At 59.5% G+C, this 16758-nt stretch carries 17 protein-coding genes and 1 pseudogene; 12 read left to right on the top strand and 6 right to left on the bottom strand.

All coding sequences use genetic code 11. The features are described from left to right. The 5 genes and pseudogenes from GHO41_RS25010 to GHO41_RS24990 all read left to right on the top strand — a co-directional run. A pseudogene (locus tag GHO41_RS25010) lies at positions 1-252 on the top strand (ABC transporter permease); the annotation flags it as partial. Positions 253-282: 30 nt separating this feature from the next. Continuing rightward, complete coding sequence (locus tag GHO41_RS25005; RefSeq protein WP_048369296.1) at positions 283-1338, top strand: substrate-binding domain-containing protein; 1056 nt, start codon at positions 283-285, stop codon at positions 1336-1338. A 120-nt stretch (positions 1339-1458) separates the two neighbouring features. Next, positions 1459-3843, top strand: coding sequence for a TonB-dependent siderophore receptor (locus tag GHO41_RS25000; RefSeq protein ID WP_153434923.1), 2385 nt, complete (start codon positions 1459-1461; stop codon positions 3841-3843). A gap of 106 nt (positions 3844-3949) precedes the next feature. Continuing rightward, positions 3950-5320: an APC family permease gene (locus GHO41_RS24995; protein WP_153434922.1), complete on the top strand. Its 1371-nt coding sequence runs from the start codon at positions 3950-3952 to the stop codon at positions 5318-5320. Next, the gene (locus tag GHO41_RS24990) at positions 5317-5763 is read left to right on the top strand and encodes a DUF3574 domain-containing protein (RefSeq protein ID WP_153434921.1); all 447 of its coding nucleotides are present in this window, start codon (positions 5317-5319) and stop codon (positions 5761-5763) included. Before GHO41_RS24995 ends, GHO41_RS24990 begins: the two co-directional genes overlap by 4 nt. Here the strand turns inward: GHO41_RS24990 and GHO41_RS24985 are convergent. Next, positions 5760-6224 carry a DUF3574 domain-containing protein gene (locus GHO41_RS24985; protein WP_153328637.1) on the bottom strand — a complete coding sequence of 155 codons (465 nt, stop codon included), beginning with the start codon at positions 6222-6224 and terminating at the stop codon, positions 5760-5762. The genes GHO41_RS24990 and GHO41_RS24985 overlap by 4 nt on opposite strands. Positions 6225-6521: 297 nt before the next feature. Between GHO41_RS24985 and GHO41_RS24980 the strand changes: the two genes are divergently transcribed. The 4 genes from GHO41_RS24980 to argE are packed head-to-tail and all read left to right on the top strand — an operon-like array spanning position 6522 to position 10119. Then, positions 6522-7853, top strand: coding sequence for an NAD(P)/FAD-dependent oxidoreductase (locus GHO41_RS24980; protein WP_162207686.1), 1332 nt, complete (start codon positions 6522-6524; stop codon positions 7851-7853). A 24-nt stretch (positions 7854-7877) separates the two neighbouring features. Further along, a complete protein-coding gene (locus GHO41_RS24975) occupies positions 7878-8288 on the top strand; it encodes a RidA family protein (protein ID WP_047293191.1) in 411 nt (136 codons plus the stop codon). An 11-nt stretch (positions 8289-8299) separates the two neighbouring features. After that, the gene (locus GHO41_RS24970; protein WP_048369301.1) at positions 8300-8977 is read left to right on the top strand and encodes a DUF1028 domain-containing protein; all 678 of its coding nucleotides are present in this window, start codon (positions 8300-8302) and stop codon (positions 8975-8977) included. Then, positions 8974-10119, top strand: coding sequence for an acetylornithine deacetylase (argE, locus tag GHO41_RS24965; protein WP_153434920.1), 1146 nt, complete (start codon positions 8974-8976; stop codon positions 10117-10119). Before GHO41_RS24970 ends, argE begins: the two co-directional genes overlap by 4 nt. An 88-nt stretch (positions 10120-10207) precedes the next feature. On the opposite strand, the gene GHO41_RS24960 is transcribed toward argE, so the two are convergent. Then, positions 10208-11119, bottom strand: coding sequence for a LysR family transcriptional regulator (locus GHO41_RS24960; RefSeq protein ID WP_047294692.1), 912 nt, complete (start codon positions 11117-11119; stop codon positions 10208-10210). A 250-nt stretch (positions 11120-11369) separates the two neighbouring features. On the opposite strand from GHO41_RS24960, the gene GHO41_RS24955 reads away from it, so the two are divergent. Continuing rightward, complete coding sequence (locus GHO41_RS24955) at positions 11370-12785, top strand: cytosine permease (protein WP_047294695.1); 1416 nt, start codon at positions 11370-11372, stop codon at positions 12783-12785. 137 nt (positions 12786-12922) lie between these two features. Here the strand turns inward: GHO41_RS24955 and GHO41_RS24950 are convergent, their stop codons facing one another. Together GHO41_RS24950 and GHO41_RS24945 are read right to left on the bottom strand one after the other, a co-directional pair. Beyond that, a complete protein-coding gene (locus tag GHO41_RS24950; protein WP_153434919.1) occupies positions 12923-13615 on the bottom strand; it encodes a pirin family protein in 693 nt (230 codons plus the stop codon). A gap of 73 nt (positions 13616-13688) precedes the next feature. Further along, a complete protein-coding gene (locus GHO41_RS24945; RefSeq protein WP_048369304.1) occupies positions 13689-14129 on the bottom strand; it encodes a DoxX family protein in 441 nt (146 codons plus the stop codon). A gap of 160 nt (positions 14130-14289) precedes the next feature. On the opposite strand from GHO41_RS24945, the gene GHO41_RS24940 reads away from it, so the two are divergent. Both GHO41_RS24940 and GHO41_RS24935 read left to right on the top strand, forming a co-directional pair. After that, complete coding sequence (locus tag GHO41_RS24940) at positions 14290-15189, top strand: LysR family transcriptional regulator (RefSeq protein ID WP_153434918.1); 900 nt, start codon at positions 14290-14292, stop codon at positions 15187-15189. 63 nt (positions 15190-15252) lie between these two features. Then, entirely contained in the window at positions 15253-15609 is a 357-nt protein-coding gene (locus GHO41_RS24935) for a DUF488 domain-containing protein (protein ID WP_048369306.1), read from the top strand. 139 nt (positions 15610-15748) lie between these two features. On the opposite strand, the gene GHO41_RS24930 is transcribed toward GHO41_RS24935, so the two are convergent. Beyond that, a complete protein-coding gene (locus tag GHO41_RS24930; protein WP_048369307.1) occupies positions 15749-15973 on the bottom strand; it encodes a hypothetical protein in 225 nt (74 codons plus the stop codon). 114 nt (positions 15974-16087) lie between these two features. Further along, complete coding sequence (locus GHO41_RS24925) at positions 16088-16648, bottom strand: hypothetical protein (protein WP_178126575.1); 561 nt, start codon at positions 16646-16648, stop codon at positions 16088-16090. Between the last annotated feature and the right edge of the window lie 110 nt (positions 16649-16758).

Raw genomic sequence — 16758 nt, 5'->3', positions numbered from 1 at the left:
GGGCGCGGCGATGTCAGCTCCGGCAACGGGCTGGTGCTGGATGCACTGGGCGCGGCGCTGATTGGTTTTGCCGTGCTGGGCGCGAAGAAACCCAACGCGTTTGGCACGTTGATAGGCGCGTTACTGGTGGCCACCTTGCTCAATGGATTGACGATGCTCAACGCACCCTATTACGCCCAGGATTTCGTCAAAGGACTGGTGTTGGTGCTGGCGCTGATTTTCACCTTTGGTGTCGGACAGCGCGTGCGCTGATCTGGACGCCCTTACTTGCAAGGATCACCTATGTACACATCCATCAAAAGCGCCATTCGCCATGCTCTGGCCGGTGCGCTGCTGTCAGGCGCGGCTTTGGGCGTGCAGGCAGCCGGCTTGCCGGGCGCCCCCGCGCCCTTCGACAAAGGCAATGTGCAGATTGCCATGGTCGGTTATCTGTTTTCCGGCGACTTCCCCGAGGCGTATCTGCAAGGCGTCGAGAAACAGACCAAAGCACTGGGTGCGACGCTGCGGATTTTCGATGCGCGGCAACAGGCGGCCAGTCAGCGCGAGATGATCGAGCAGGCGATTGATCTGGGGGTCGACGGCATCATCGTGCAACTGGGCCTGGCCGAAACCCTCAAGGACTCGATCGACAAAGCCGTGGCCAAGGGCATCAAGGTGGTGACCTTTGACGTCGACCTGAACAACCCGAAAGTGACCCAGGTCGAACAGGACCACCACGCACTGGCGCGTCTGGCGCTGGAACAGGCAGTCAAAGACAACGGCACGAAGTTCGATGCCGGGTATGTGTACATCAGCGGTTTTACCCCGATGGAGTTGCGCAACGAGATCTGGACCCAGGTCAAGGCGGCTAATCCGGGCATCGTCGAGAAGGCCCGTTTTGGCACGCTCAACCCGCCGATTGCCAACTCGGTCGCCGACCAGGCCAGTGCCGTGTTGCGTGCCAACCCGGGCATCAGCGTGATATTCGCGCCATTTGACGAGTTCGCCAAAGGCGCAAAAATTGCCGTTGATGAGGCGGGCCTGAGCTCCAAGGTGAAAATCTACAGCGCCGACATTTCCACGGCCGACATCCAGATCATGAAAGAACCTGACAGCGCCTGGGTGGCGACCGCTGCGGTCAACCCGCAAGTGGCCGGGGCAATCAGTGTTCGCAGCCTGGCAATGCTGATTGCCGGCGAGAATCCGGGGCAAAAAGTATTGGTCCCGCCAACGCTGATTACCCGTCAGCAGTTGCTGGATCTTGATGTGAAGAACGTTCGCGATCTGGCTCAGAAACTACCTGCGTTTGGGGACACATCAGGGATTGCCACGGCGTCCTGGATACCGCTGGCCAAGTAACACGTTTCACACTCAACCAACACTCAATAACAACGACAGAGCAGTACTGCCGCGACGCTAATGCCGAAAACGCAAGTTCTCGGCAACGGGCGAGTATTAGCTGCAGTTCAGGAGTTGCATATGCATAACCGTTCACTTTCTTTACTGGCTGCAGTGATCTCAACCTTTACTTTGCTGCCCGCCTACGCCGACGATCCGGCACCCGGCGCCGACAGCAGCGAGCGTCTGGACACGGTGCTGGTCACCGGTACTCGCGGTAAGGCCCGCACCGTGCTGGACTCGCCAGTCCCGGTGGATGTGCTGACCGCTGCTGACCTCAAATCGGCCGGTGCCAACAGCGGCGAGCTGGGCCAGGCGCTACAGACCTTGCTGCCCTCGTTCAACTTTCCGCGCCAGTCCAACTCCGGCGGCGCTGACCACGTGCGGGCCGCGCAATTGCGTGGCATGAGCCCGGATCAGGTGCTGGTGCTGGTCAACGGCAAGCGTCGGCACACTTCGGCGGTGGTTAACGACTCGTCGAAGATCGGCCGTGGTACGGCGCCGGTGGACTTCAACTCAATCCCGATCAGCGCCATCAAACGCATTGAAGTGCTGCGCGATGGCGCGGGCGCCCAATACGGTTCCGACGCGATTGCCGGGGTGATCAACATCATTCTCGATGACGCCCCGGAAGGCGGTGAAGTGTCCACCACGTATGGCGCGTATCACACCCGTGAAAACGCCATCGGCAAGCGCATCACAGACGGCCAGAGCAGCCAGACCTCTGCCAAGATCGGCACCCGCCTGGGTGAAGACGGCGGGTTTATCCGCGTGGGCACCGAGTATAAGGACCGCAACCCGACCAACCGCGCCGGTTATGACGGTTTCGCTGACACACCGGGGCAACGCAACTTCGCCATGGGCGATGGTCTGGCTCGGGATGTGAATGTGTGGTTCAACTCTGAGCTGCCTGTTGGCGACAGCAAAGCCTACTCGTTCGGCACCTATAACGAGCGCCATACCACAGGCTCGGATTTTTACCGCGAAGCCTATGAACACCCGGAGTTTTACCCCAACGGCTACCTCCCACAGTCCCTTGGCGACAACAAGGACTTGTCTTTGACCGCAGGCTTTAAAGGCATGCTCGATGATGACTGGGACTACGACAGCAGCCTCACCCACGGGCGCAACCGCTTCGATGGCTCAACCCAGCGCACCTTCAACCCCAGCCTCGGAGCTGATTCGCCAACCCGCTTTAACACCGGCGACTATGAGTTCCGCCAGACCACCGCCAACCTGGACTTGAGCCGCGAAGTGCGCTTTGCCGATCGCTCGTTCGTGCTGGCCGTGGGCGGTGAATACCGTTACGAGAACTACCTGACGTTTGCCGGTGACCAGGCCTCTTACTTTGGCAACGGTGCCGACGGCGCCAACGGCCTGCGCCCAAGCGAAGAGGTGAACCTGGACCGCAATGTATTCGGTACGTACGCCGAGTTGTCCGGTGACCTCACCGACCGTTTGTTTGTCGACGTAGCCACACGCTTTGAGCATTACGACGACGCGGGCAGCAAACTCACCGGCAAGCTCAGCGGGCGCTACCGCCTGACTGAGCAACTGGCCTTGCGCGGTGCGGTGTCGAACAACTTCCGCGCGCCGTCGCTGGCACAGGTCGGGTTCCAGAACACCACCACCAACTACGGTGATAACGGCGTGCTGACCGATATCCGCACGTTGCCGGTCAACAGCCCGATCGCCCGCGCCCTAGGCGCCCAGAAGCTCGACCCGGAAACCTCGAAAAACTTCAGCCTCGGCCTGACCGCTCAGCTCAACGACCGCTTTGACGCGTCGCTGGACGTGTTCCACATCGCCGTCAAAGACCGCATCACCCTGTCTCAACGGATTGGCAGTGACGCGCTGGAGCAGTACATCAACGACAACTTTGGTGTGCCGGGCGTGCATGACGTGAGCTTCTTCACCAACGCCGCCGACACCAGCACCAACGGTGCCGAACTGGTGCTCAACTACCATCAGCCGCTGTTTGACGGCGTATGGGGGGCAACCGGCGCCTACACCTACAACCACACCAAAGTCACCAAGACCCGTGGCACACCTTCGCAGTTATCAGGCCTGGGCATCGGCAGCGATGCGCTGGTGGGTGTCGAGGAGCGCAATACCTTGACCGACGCTGCGCCCAAGGACCGCATCGTGCTGTCGACCACTTGGTCCAGCCAACACTGGGGCCTGATGAGCCGCCTGACACGCCAGGGCAAAACCACCCGCGTGTTCGATTTTGGCGATTCATGGCCGACGCAAACCTACGGCGCGGTCTGGCAACTGGATGCCGAAGCGCAATACAAATTCACCCCGGCGTTCGACATCGCGGTGGGTGGCACCAACCTGACCGACAAATACCCGGACCGCTCCAACTCGCAGATTAACTACGGGGGTAACTTGCCGTATGACGTGCTGTCGCCGATCGGCACCAACGGCGCGTACTACTACACCCGTCTTACTTACGCGTTTTAAATCTTCTGTGTAGGAGCGAGCTTGCCTCGCGATCTTTTAAGACATCAAAAGATCGCGAGACGAGCTCGCTCCTACAGGGGGATTCGGGTTTTTGGGGAACACTTTTATGAGCGAAGACCTATCTGCCATTGCCGGTGTTCAGCGCCATTTGCCGGTTTTCCAGGCATTGCTGGTCACCCTCGGCATGGTGATTACCACCGATATTTTGAAAACCGCACCCACGGTCGCGCTCAATGTGGGCAGCGACCATTTTTATTGGGTGTGGATTGTCGGCGGGCTGCTGTCGATGGCCGGCGCCTTGTGCTTTGCAGAGATGGCCACGGCGTTTCCGCACCCCGGCGGTGACTACCATTTTTTGCGTCTGGCCTATGGCGAGCGCGTGGGGATGCTGTTTGCCTGGTCGCGTTTTTCGGTGATGCACACCGGCTGGATCGCGCTTTCAGCCTTTATGTTTGCCGATTACGTCAACGCGGTTCTGCCGCTCGGGCCTTATGGTTCCGGGCTGTTTGCCGCCGGGGTGATCATCGCCCTGGTGCTGTTGAATCTGCTCGGCCGTGAGATCGGCTTTCTGACCCAGACAGCCTTGGTGGTGTTGCTCGCCCTGGGGTTTCTGAGCATTGCGGCAGCAGGTGGCTGGTTGGCCTGGCAGGACTTTGTACCCGAGGTGCCGAAAGTGCTGGCGGTGCCTGAGCAAACCGGCTTTGCCGGTTTTTCTGCGGCGATGATTTTTGTTTTTCTGGCCTTTGGTGGCTGGAGCGATGCGGCCACGTTGTCGGCTGAGGTGCGTGATGGGCGGCGTGGCATGTTCATCGCCATGCTCGGCGCGCTGAGCCTGCTGCTGGCTATTTATCTGGCCTTGAACTGGGCCTTTATTCAGGGCCTGGGCTATGAGGGGCTGGCGGCCAGCGAGGCGCCGGGTGTCGAACTGCTGAACCGGGCATTTGGTGCCCCCGGTGTCGGCCTGATTCTGCTGGTGGTGGGTATTTCAGCGATTGCCAGCATTAACTCAACCCTGCTGGTGGGTGCCCGCACCACCTTTGCGGCGGCGAGGCAAGTGCCGCAACTGAGCGGCCTCGCGGTGTGGGACAAACGCCATGGGGTGCCACGTCGGGCGTTGCTGGCTATTGGCGCCGTGTCGCTGTTGTTGGTGCTGTTTGGCAGTTTTTCGCAAAGCGGCTTCAACACCATGGTGGAATACCTGACCCCGGTGTACTGGCTGTTTTTGAGCCTGAGCACCCTGGCCCTGTTGATCTTGCGACACAAGTTTCCCGATGCGCCAAGACCGGTCAAAGTGCCTTTATACCCGGTGCTGCCGCTGCTGTTTTTCTCGTTATGCCTGTACATGCTGTATTCCAGCGTGGTGTTCGTCGGTTACGGCGCACTGCTGGGAATTGCGGTACTGGTGCTGGGCGCGATTTTGCTGGCGTTGCTGGGCAACACCAGCATCAAGCCGTCATCGACTGAGGAGCTGTTATGAAGAAATGGGGCGTGTTTGCGCTGCTGCTGGTGGTTGCCGCCGTGGTCGCCGTGGGCGTCGCGCGAGACAAAAAACCGCTGGCGAGCGACCTTGATGGCCGCGCCATGGTGCGCAGTGAGCTGTACTTTGCCGCCGTAGACCCGCAGGCGTGGGATGAGTTTTTGTCTGCCGAGGTGACGCCACGCTTCCCGGATGGCCTGAGCTGGTACAAGGTCAACGGGCAATGGCGCGGGCCGTCCGGCAAGCCGGAAAAGCTGCCGTCGCGCATCATGATCCTGATCCATGCCGACAACAGCGCCAACCGCGAAGCGCTGGCCACCATCGGCCGGTTGTTTCAGGAGCGCTTCGGCTATGCCGTGCTGCAAGTGGTCAATCCGGTCCGGGCAAGCGACCCGGACTGGACAGCCGAACGTCTGGACGACAATCGGCAACTCTCACACTAAAACGACACCTGCGCCGGTTGTGACAGGCGCAGCACAGACAGATCACCGGTGATGCGCTTCCAGGCCAGGCGAATGGCTTCGATGTCCTGCTCATGCTGCGCGGTGCCTTCGTGCAGGATGACGATCACCTTGGTGCTCAGCCGCTCCGGCTCGGGCGCACCGTGGTCGCGCCATTGGCCGTAGGCTTCAAGCACGCTGAAGCCGTCCGGAAAGCGTGGCGTGACCTCCTTGTCCAAAAACTCTGTCCAGCGCTGCGGGCTGATGACATCAGCGCCGCTGCCGCCCAGCGTCCCCAATGAGAAATACAGCTCCGTGCGCAGCCATTGCGCCTGGGCGGGTCGCGTCGGGTCGCCGTGCAGTGATGAACTGGCCGGGTCTTTGGTGTGTACAGCAGCGGGCGGTGCACTGGCACAACCGGCAAGCGCCAGAAACAGTGCAGCGAACAGAAAACGTGACGGCATGAAGCGACCTGCAATCTTGGTGGATGGGGGGAAAGGCCGACACTATAGAGGGCGTTTAGATGGGCCATCCAAGACTAAAAAAAGCTTTTTAAATAGCTTAAAGGCATAAGAAATTACCACTGCTTGTGTAGGAGCGAGCTTGCCTCGCGATCTTTTGACCCTGCCATTACAAGATCGCAGCCTTCGTTCCTCGACAGCTCCTACGGGGGGGATTGGGCCTCTGTATCTGATATTTATGCTCACATCCCAGCTTAATAATATTTTATTTAAAACAGCCCTCCCCCTAGCCTTGAAGTCATGCACGAACTGAATCCAACTGCATTACGCAAGGACAGAGACATGACGCTAGCGACAACAACAATAGACACCTTGGTAGTGGGGGCTGGCCAGGCGGGTGTGGCCATGAGTGAGCACCTGAGCAAGCAAGGTGTTCCTCATCTGGTGCTGGAACGCAGTCGTATCGCTGAACGCTGGCGCACCGGTCGCTGGGATTCGCTGGTCGCCAACGGCCCGGCCTGGCATGACCGTTTCCCCGGCCTGGAATTCGATGACGTGGCCGCCGATGGCTTCGCCCCCAAAGAACGCGTCGCCGATTACTTTGAAGCCTATGCACGCAAGTTCAATGCGCCGATCCGCACCGGTGTCGATGTGCTCTCGGTGGTGCGTAATGTTGGCCGTCCGGGCTTTACCGTGCACACCAGCGAAGGCGTGATCGACGCCAAGCGTGTGGTTGCAGCCACCGGCCCGTTCCAGAAGCCGGTGATCCCGGCCATTGCCCCGCAAGACACTGCGCTGCATCAAATCCACTCGGCGGATTACCGCAACCCGGCGCAACTGCCTGCGGGCGCTGTGCTGGTGGTGGGCGCCGGTTCGTCCGGGGTGCAGATTGCTGATGAACTGCAACGCTCCGGGCGCCAAGTGTATTTGTCGGTGGGTGCCCACGACCGCCCTCCCCGCGCCTACCGTAACCGTGATTTCTGCTGGTGGCTGGGGGTGCTGGGTGAATGGGATCAGGCGGCGATGAAGCCGGGGCGCGAGCACGTAACGATTGCCGTCAGCGGTGCCCACGGTGGCAAGACCATCGATTTTCGTGAGCTGGCCCAGCAAGGCATGATCCTGGTGGGGCTGACCCAGGCGTTCAACAACGGCGTCGCCAGCTTCCAGCCCAACCTGCTGGAAAACCTCAAGCGCGGCGATGAAAACTACCTGGCGCTGCTGGATGCGGCAGACGCCTACATCGAGCGCAATGGCCTCGATTTACCGCTGGAGCCACAAGCCCGCCAGGTGTTCCCGGACGCCGACTGCGTGAAAAACCCGATTCTGCAATTGGACCTGGCGGTTGCCGGGATCACTTCGATTATCTGGGCCACCGGCTTTGCCGTGGACTACAGCTGGCTGCAAGTCGATGCCTTTGACGCCGCCGGCAAGCCGCAGCACCAGCGCGGTGTGTCGAGTGAATCGGGGATCTACTTCCTCGGATTGCCATGGCAGTCACGCCGTGGCTCGTCGTTTATCTGGGGCGTGTGGCACGACGCCAAATACGTGGCCGACCACATCAGCATCCAGCGCCAATACCTTGAATACCGCGACGCCGCACCGGTTGTTCGGCAATCGCCTGTCAGCGCCTGATTAACTATTTCTGGAGTTTTTTTGATGCCTACTCACACTCGCATCCGCATGTTCAACACCAAAGAAACCTACCCGAACCAGAGCCTGGACAACGACCTGTGCCAGGCCGTGCGTGCCGGTAACACGGTGTATGTCCGTGGCCAGGTGGGCACTGATTTCGAGGGTAACCTGATCGGCCTCGGCGACCCGCGTGCCCAAGCCGAGCAAGCCATGCGCAACGTCAAGCAACTGCTTGAAGAAGCCGGTAGCGACCTGAGCCACATCGTTAAAACCACCACCTACCTGATCGACCCGCGCTACCGCGAACCGGTGTATCAGGAAGTCGGTAAATGGCTCAAGGGCGTGTTCCCGATTTCCACCGGGCTGGTGGTGTCGGCACTGGGTCAGCCGCAGTGGCTGATGGAAATTGACGTGATCGCTGTAATCCCGGAGTAAGGAGGCTCGCCATGACCTTTTCAATCGTCGCCCGTTGCGCAGAAACCGGCCAGTTGGGCATCGCCATCAGCTCATCGAGCATTGCCGTGGGCGCCCGTTGCCCATGGCTGCGCCCTGGTGTGGGGGCGGTGTCGACCCAAAACATCACGCTGCCGGCATTGGGCCCGGATGTGCTCGACCTGCTGGAGCAAGGCCTCGCGCCCGGCGCGGCCATCGACACGGCGCTGACCCGCAACGGCTACAGCCAGTACCGGCAACTGACGGCGATTGATCATCAGGGCCGCTCCGTGCACTTCAGTGGCAGCGAAACCCTGGGCACGCACAATGCGCTGTCGGGCGAACAGTGTGTGGCGGCGGGCAATATGCTCGCTGACCACGCAGTGATTGCCGCAATGGTTCAGGCGTTTGAGCAAGGTGAAGGCCAGTTGGCCGATCGCCTGCTAGCCGCAATGCATGCGGCCATTGCTGCCGGCGGTGAAGCGGGCCCGGTGCATTCAGCCGCGTTGGTGGTGGTGGGCGAATTGACCTGGCCGATCATCAACCTGCGGGTGGATTGGGCCGATGAAAATCCCATCGGTGAGCTGCAAAAACTCTGGGACGCCTACCGCCCACAGGTCCAGGATTACATCGACCGCGCCCTCGCGCCTGACCGTTCCCCTGGTTACGGCGTGGCGGGAGATGATCGATGAGCAACAGCCGCAAACTGCTGCACACGCTGGTGGGGTTTGACACCACAAGCCGCGAGTCCAACCTGCATTTGATCGAGTTTGTACGCGATTACCTGGCAGGTTTTGGCGTGAGCTGCGAGCTGGTTTACAACGACGAACGCAGCAAGGCCAATCTGTTTGCCAGCATTGGCCCGAGCGAGGTCCCCGGCATTGTGTTGTCGGGGCATACCGACGTGGTACCGGTGGATGGCCAGCCCTGGACAACGCCGCCGTTCGAGCTGACCGAACACGACGGCAAGCTGTTTGGCCGGGGCACGGCAGACATGAAGGGTTATATCGCCTGCGTGTTGGCGCTGGTACCGACGCTGGTGCAGACGCCGTTGCGCATACCTGTGCACATTGCCCTGTCGTATGACGAAGAAGTCGGTTGCCTGGGCGTGCGCTCGTTGCTCAGCGTGCTGGAGCAGCGCCCGGTCAAGCCGATGCTGTGCATTATTGGCGAGCCGACGGAACTCAAGCCGGTGCTCGGGCATAAAGGCAAGTTGGCGATGCGTTGCGATGTGCATGGCGAAGCCTGCCATTCGGCTTATGCCCCCTATGGCGTGAATGCCATCGAGCATGCCGCCGAGTTGATTGGCGAGCTGGGCCGTCTTGGCCGCCAGTTGCGCGAACACCAGGACCCACGCTTTGACCCGCCCTACAGCACTGTACAGACCGGGGTGATTGCCGGGGGCAAGGCGCTGAATATCGTGCCCGCCGATTGCCGCTTTGATTTTGAGATTCGCGCCTTGCCGTCACAGGACCCGGGTGAAGTGGCCGAGGCATTGCAAACCTATGCGATGCAACAGGTCCTGCCACGCATGAAGGCGGTAAGCGCGCAGAGTGCGATCCGTTTTACCGAATTGTCAGCGTATCCGGGACTGGTCACCGATGAGCGCAGCCAGGCGGCCGAGTTGATTGCGGCGTTTTCCGGGTCTCGGGAATTCGGTACGGTGGCGTTTGGCACTGAAGGCGGGTTGTTCGATGCCGTGGGCATCCCCACGGTTGTCTGCGGCCCGGGCAGCATGGACCAAGGGCACAAGCCCGATGAGTTTGTGAGCGTGGCGCAACTGGCCGGGTGTGATGCGATGCTGCTGCGGATGCTGGATTCTATTCGGGTTTAAGTTTTGCCCTTGTAGGAGCGAGCTTGCCTCGCGATCTTTTTAAAGATCAAAAGATCGCGAGCAAGCTCGCTCCTACAGGGTCGCGGGGTTAGCTGAGGACTCTGGCCAGTTCTTCGCGGCAATAATCGACAAACAATTGCACCGGCTTGGTCAGCGGCGCCCGGCGCAGCCACACGGCTGAAAGCCCGGAGCCGGTGACGGTTTCGGCCAAGGGGATGCACACCAGTTTCTGCCCGTCGTAGGTGTATTCGGTGAAGGGTTTGGTGACCAGAATCGAAAACCCGAACCCCCGACCGACCATGCCCCGCACCATCTCGATCGACGGCGAGCTGAAGACAATGTTCGGGGTTAATCCGCGCTCTTCGAAGATGCTCACGAAGTAGGTCCGGCTCGGCAGCACGTCGAGCAAAATCATCGGTTCCAGCACCAGGTCGGCCAACGACACTTTGGCCTGCTGCGCAAAGCGGTGGTCCGCCGGTAACAGCGCGTACGGCTGCTGCGGCGGCATCAATGGCGTGGTTTCGATACTGCCGCCCAGGTCGTGTTCGAAGAGCATGGCCATGTCGATGCTGCCCGCCGTCAGCGCCTGCACCAGCTCTTGCTGTTCGCCGTCGCGAATGCGTATTTCCACTCCCGGCCAGCGCTTTTTGAACCCTGCAATCAGGCGCGGCAAGTACAGCGGCGCGACGGTCTCGAAGCAGCCGATGTCGATCTGGCCCGACACCACATCATTGTCCGCCAAGGCGTTTTGCTCAAATTCATGGGCCACGCGCAGCAATTCCTGCGCCTTGCGATAAAAACGCGCGCCGCTGGGTGTCAGCGAAACGCCCTGGGCGTGGTGACGAATAAACAGTTGCACGCCAAAGCTGTCTTCCAACTGCTTGATGGCGGTAGACACCGAAGGCTGGGCGATATAAAGCTTGCGTGACGCCTCTGCGACGCTCCCGCATTCGGCCGTGGTAATAAAATATTTGAGTTGGCGCAGGTTGTAGGCAGCCATCTGGACCTCGATAAACGTGGGGTTTCGCCCCAAACAAGTGCAGAAAAAAGCCGTTTTTTTCAGCGTTGGCGGTGTATGCAACATACCGGAGCAAAAAAAGGTATGAGCTATATTTTTTAAGGTCTATAGCAACAAACTTACTAATTTACCTGCTTGCCACCATTACAGATGATCACTCCAACAACAAAGCGCTGCCCTGAATGCGCACTGCGAAGTACGCCCACGTACTCTTCCTGCCTTGGAGTTCATCATGGTCACCACTGCAACATCCTCCGCCCCACTCATCGAAAAGCACACGATTGGCTACGTGCCCCCGGAAGATCGCCATGGAAAGGTAAGAGACCTCTTCACCCTGTGGTTCGGCGGTAATATCGCGCCGTTGCCGATTGTGACCGGCGCACTGGGTGTGCAACTGTTCCACCTGAATCTGGTGTGGGGCATCGTCGCCATTCTGGTCGGCCACTTGCTCGGCGGCGTGCTGATGGCGCTGCACTCAGCCCAGGGCCCGCAAATGGGCATCCCGCAAATGATCCAGAGCCGCGCCCAGTTCGGTTCTCTCGGCGCGTTGCTGGTGGTGGTGATCGCCGGCGTCATGTACATCGGCTTCTTTGCCTCCAACATCGTGCTTGCCGGTAAGTCCCTGCATGGCGTGGTCGATTCGGTGCCCGTCCCGGTCGGTATCGTGATCGGCGCAATCGGCTCCGGGATCATCGGCATCATCGGCTACCGCTTTATCCACGTGCTCAACCGCATCGGCACCTGGGTGCTGGGCGCCGGTATCGTGCTGGGTTTCGGTTATATCTTCACCCACATCCAGACCACCGACTTTCTGACCCGCGGTGAGTTCAATATCTCCGGCTGGCTGGCCACTGTGTCGCTGGCGGCCCTGTGGCAGATCGCGTTTGCCCCGTACGTGTCTGACTACTCGCGCTATCTCCCGGCGGATGTACCGGTGGCGTCCACCTTCTGGGCCACTTACATGGGCTCGGTGCTGGGCTCCAGCCTGTCCTTCATCTTTGGTGCGGTGGCCGTGCTCGCTACGCCGGTCGGGATGGACACTATGGACGCCGTAAAACTCGCCACCGGCGCGATTGGCCCGTTGATGCTGGTGCTGTTTCTTCTCAGTGTGATCAGCCACAACGCCCTTAACCTGTACGGCGCCGTGCTGTCGCTTATCACCTTGATTCAGACCTTTGCTTATCGCTGGATTCCAACAGCCAAAAGCCGTGCGCTGATCTCTACCGTGGTGCTGGCAGCGTGTGCGATTGCAGCGGTCTTCGCCTCGAAAGACTTTATCGGCCATTTCGTCGACATGGTGCTGGTGCTGTTGGTGGTCCTGGTGCCGTGGACGGCGATCAACCTGATCGACTTTTACGCGATTCACAAAGGCAAATACGACATCGCTTCGATCTTCCGCGTCGACGGTGGCATTTATGGCCGCTACAACCCGCAGGCATTGCTGGCCTACGCCATCGGCATTGCGGTGCAAATCCCGTTTATGAACACCCCGTTGTACGTGGGCCCGATCTCGGCACACATCGACGGAGCGGATTTGTCCTGGGTCGTAGGGCTGCTGGTGACGTCGCCGCTGTACTACTGGCTGGCGAGCCGGGACAGTGCGTACAAGCGCCGAATGAACGAATCGAAACTGGTGGGCAGCGTTTGATTAAAGGCCCGGCTTTTAAGCGCTGACGATGTATGAGGCTGCGATGGGATGTGAAAGCACTCATCGCAGCCTTCGTGCCTTGGCAGCGACTACAGGGTTTATGCGCGAGCCGCCGGTCATGGTGATCGTCTTTATCGTCAAAACACCTCAACCATGATCACTTCGGTATCGTCGATGGCCTCGACCAGCAGTTGGCTTTCATCGGTGATGGCCAGTCCGTCCCCTGCTTCCACCTGAACACCGTTGACCTTTAACGCGCCCAGCGTCGGGACCAGGTAGCCCTGCCCGGTCATTGAATAATTCAGGTGCTGCCCCGCCTTGAGCGTGGCGCCGAGCACGCGGGCATCGGCGCGGATTGGCAAGGCACCTTGATCGTCCGCCTTGCCGCTGGCCAGCACAGCCCATTGGCCGGCCCGCTCGCCTTTTGGAAACGGCCGGGAGGCCCAACGCGGTTGCCCGCCGTTTTGCCGTGGTCGCAGCCAGATCTGGAACAGCCTTAACGGGATGCTTTCCTCATTGCGCTCTTCGTGGCGGATGCCGCTGCCAGCGCTCATGACCTGCACATCACCCGCCACCGTGCGCCCGTAACTGCCGGTACTGTCGCGATGCGTCACGGCCCCTTCCAACAGGCAAGAGATGATCTCCATGTTTTGGTGGGGATGCATCGGGAAACCCGTGCCGGGGGCGATCACGTCATCATTCCAGACCACCAGCGCACCTAGCGGGCGGTGGGCAGGATTGCCCTCGGCCGTGACCCGGAAGTGATGGCGCGCATTGAGCCAGCCAAAGTCACCACCGCTGAGTTCAGATTTGAATCGATGTTCCAGCATGTCAGTTCCTTTTAGCTTGGCTCTGCTTGAGCGCTTGAGTTATCTGAACCCAGGCACAGTGGTTGAGGGCGTATCAGCGGCGGCGAGCGTCGAGGCTGAAGCGACCGACACCAAAGGCAACCACTTGCAACAGGCCACCGGCCATGGCGACGTTTTTAAAGAAGTGGATGAACTGGTTTTGGTCCGCCAATTGGTTATGGAAAGCCAGCGCCGTGGCCAGGCTAAACACTGCCAGCACTGCTGCGGCAACGCGGGCGCGGTAACCACTGAGCAGCGCCAGGCCACCACCGACTTCAACAACGATTGCCACGACCAAGGCCACTTGTGGAAGCGGCAACCCGACTGAGCCGATGTAACCGATCATCGCCGCCGGTGCAGCGAGCTTCGAGATACCGGAGAGGATGAAAATGATGCTGAGTAGCACGCGGCCAATCAAGGCTGCAGAGGCTTGAGCGGTGTCGGTTTGAGTGCCTTGGGCGCTGCCCGAATGGGCGATGGGTTGGGAGGTAGACATTGGGATTTCTTCCGTTGGATGCGGCTCGGTATGAGCCGCTCTGTTGAAGAAATGGTGCGCCTGCCCCGCTAATCTGAATAGCTGGTTAATTTAGATCATTAGATTCGATTTATTAGACAAGCTACTCTGCTGCCATCAACGAACATTCGAGGAAACCTGCATGCTGTCTGAACCCGGCACACCGACACTGGACCAGTTGCGCGTGTTTCTGACCGTTGTGGAAGTCGGCAGCTTTGCCGCCGCAGCGCGCAAACTTCATCGAGCCACCCCGGTGATCAGCTACTCCATCGCCAACCTGGAAACGCAGCTCGGCGTGTCGTTATTTGATCGCCATACCACTCGCAAGCCGCAACTCACCGAGGCCGGGCGCACCGTGCTGGCAGAGGCCAGAACCATCACCAACGGCATTAATGGCTTACGCGCCAAGGTCAAAGGCCTGCTGCAAGGGCTTGAAGCTGAAGTTCACTTGGTCGTGGATGTGATGCTGCCCGCCGAACGGGTAGTGGATGCCCTCAAGTCCTTTCGTGAAGCGTTCCCGACCGTGGCCCTTCACCTGCATATGGAAGCACTGGGGGCAGTAACTGAGCTGGTGGTGAACCGCGAAGCCATCATCGGCGTAAGCGGCCCGATGAATGAGGGCTTCATCGGCATCGAGCGCATTGCAGTTGGCAGTGTCGAGCTGATCCCGGTGGCTGCGCCGAATCACCCATTGGCCTGCGGTGAAGTTAACGCACCGGGCGCCGGGCGCGAACTCACGCAACTGGTGCTGTCCGATCGCTCGCACCTGACCAAGGACAAGGACTTCGCCGTCCTCAGTAATCGCACCTGGCGGTTGGCAGACCTGGGCGCCAAACACATGTTGCTACGTGAAGGTATCGGCTGGGGCAACATGCCCACGCCGATGGTCCAGGAAGACCTGGACAGCGGCCGGCTGGTGAAATTGAAAATTCCTGAATACGAGCGCGGCGACTACACATTTGACGTGATCTACCGCACAGACGCCCCACCCGGGCCTGCCGCGAAATGGCTGATAGAGCGGTTCGTTCAGCAATCGGCCTGAAAACGGCGTGCGCACCCTGCCCTGCTACGCTGTGTGTCTTATCGCGTGAACAGGGAGGACGCCATGAGCATTATGTTGAAGCGGGCTTATGAACAGCCGAGTGACACGGATGGCCAGCGCATTCTGGTCGACCGGCTTTGGCCACGGGGCGTGGCCAAGGCGAAAGCCAGGATTGATCTGTGGCTCAAGGAGGTCGCGCCCAGTACAGAACTTCGCCAATGGTTCGGACACGCGCCTGAAAAATGGCCCGAGTTCAAAAAGCGTTACTGCGAAGAACTTAAGAACAACCCCGCGCTGTCGCAACTCCAACAACAGGCGCAGCAAGGCGACATCACGCTGATCTATGCGGCCAAGGATCAATCACACAATGAGGCGGTGGTGCTCAAAGAGATGCTTGAAGGCCGCCTTGTGCTGGGTTGAGTTGCTGTTTTAGCGCGGTATATAGAATTCCACCTTGTGGGAGCGGGCTTGCTCGCGATACAGGCAACTCGGTGTGCCTGTAACAACTGGTCGGTGCAATCGCGAGCAAGCCCGCTCCCACAGGGTGCCAGGCTAACGACTACTTACGCGATTTGCCGAACATCATGCGCCAGCGATTGCGGTTGAGCAGCACCCAGCCGGTCAACTGCATGCACCCGGCCAGCACCAGACTGCGCATGAGGGCAGGCTCTGTAGGCTTTGGCCCGGTATAGATGCTGTACAGGGCGAAAAGGACGCCGAGCAGGCCGAGAATGAAAAAGATCAAACCGAGGATGGTGAGGCGATGCAACTTGAGCGAGGACATGGCGTAAATCGTTAAGGACTGGAGGCGTAACGTTACCCGGTAATGAGGCTGGCTGCCAATCGGTCAGCGATTCGAGGGGGCGACTCGCTGACACGCTCAGGCAACTTCAGCCCACTAGAACGTCAGCCCTCCTTGTTCGAGGGTCAAGATCAAGGCGTTCAAGTTATCGGGGGCCACGCGTATCAGACCTTTGCCCGGCACATCGATCTCCGCAATCATAAACAGTGCCAGCGCTGTAAAAATCGGCATGATGCACACCAACACATTGCTCCCGGACTTGCCCCGCGCATTGTAGCCAATCAAAAAGTTGGAACAGACCGCACTTAACACAAGCAGTGCCCATGCAACGACCGGTATCTGATGCCGCCAGCTGGACATGGTTTTTTGTTGGGCCACATACAACTCACTGCTTGCATTTAGCACGGTCACAATGACCGGGTTGGGGTTAACCTTCGCGAGCTTGCTGATTTGAAACCACATATAGGCTTGTTTTTTGATGGATTCCATGCGGATATCCGCGCGTTTGGCGTCATCATCGGTGGCATAAAATGCAATCCGCAGGGCCAGGTATTCCTCCAGCAACTTCTCTGCGGTTTCTTGTTGAGACTCTGTGAGCAACGTCGTGCGCTGGAATGCATTACCGATGGCGACAGCTTCATTTTCTTCGGCGGCCATGCGTGAGTTCAAACCGCTTATTGCAAAAGAAAGGGCGGTTGCAGGATCTGAGTGCAACACGGTTATTGAATTGAAGCGGGAGCATCATGCCGCATCACCACGGCTTCTTG

The organism is Pseudomonas sp. FSL R10-0399, assembly GCF_009600165.1.
Taxonomy (GTDB): domain Bacteria; phylum Pseudomonadota; class Gammaproteobacteria; order Pseudomonadales; family Pseudomonadaceae; genus Aquipseudomonas; species Aquipseudomonas helleri.
This window is presented reverse-complemented; position numbering and strand designations above follow the sequence as displayed.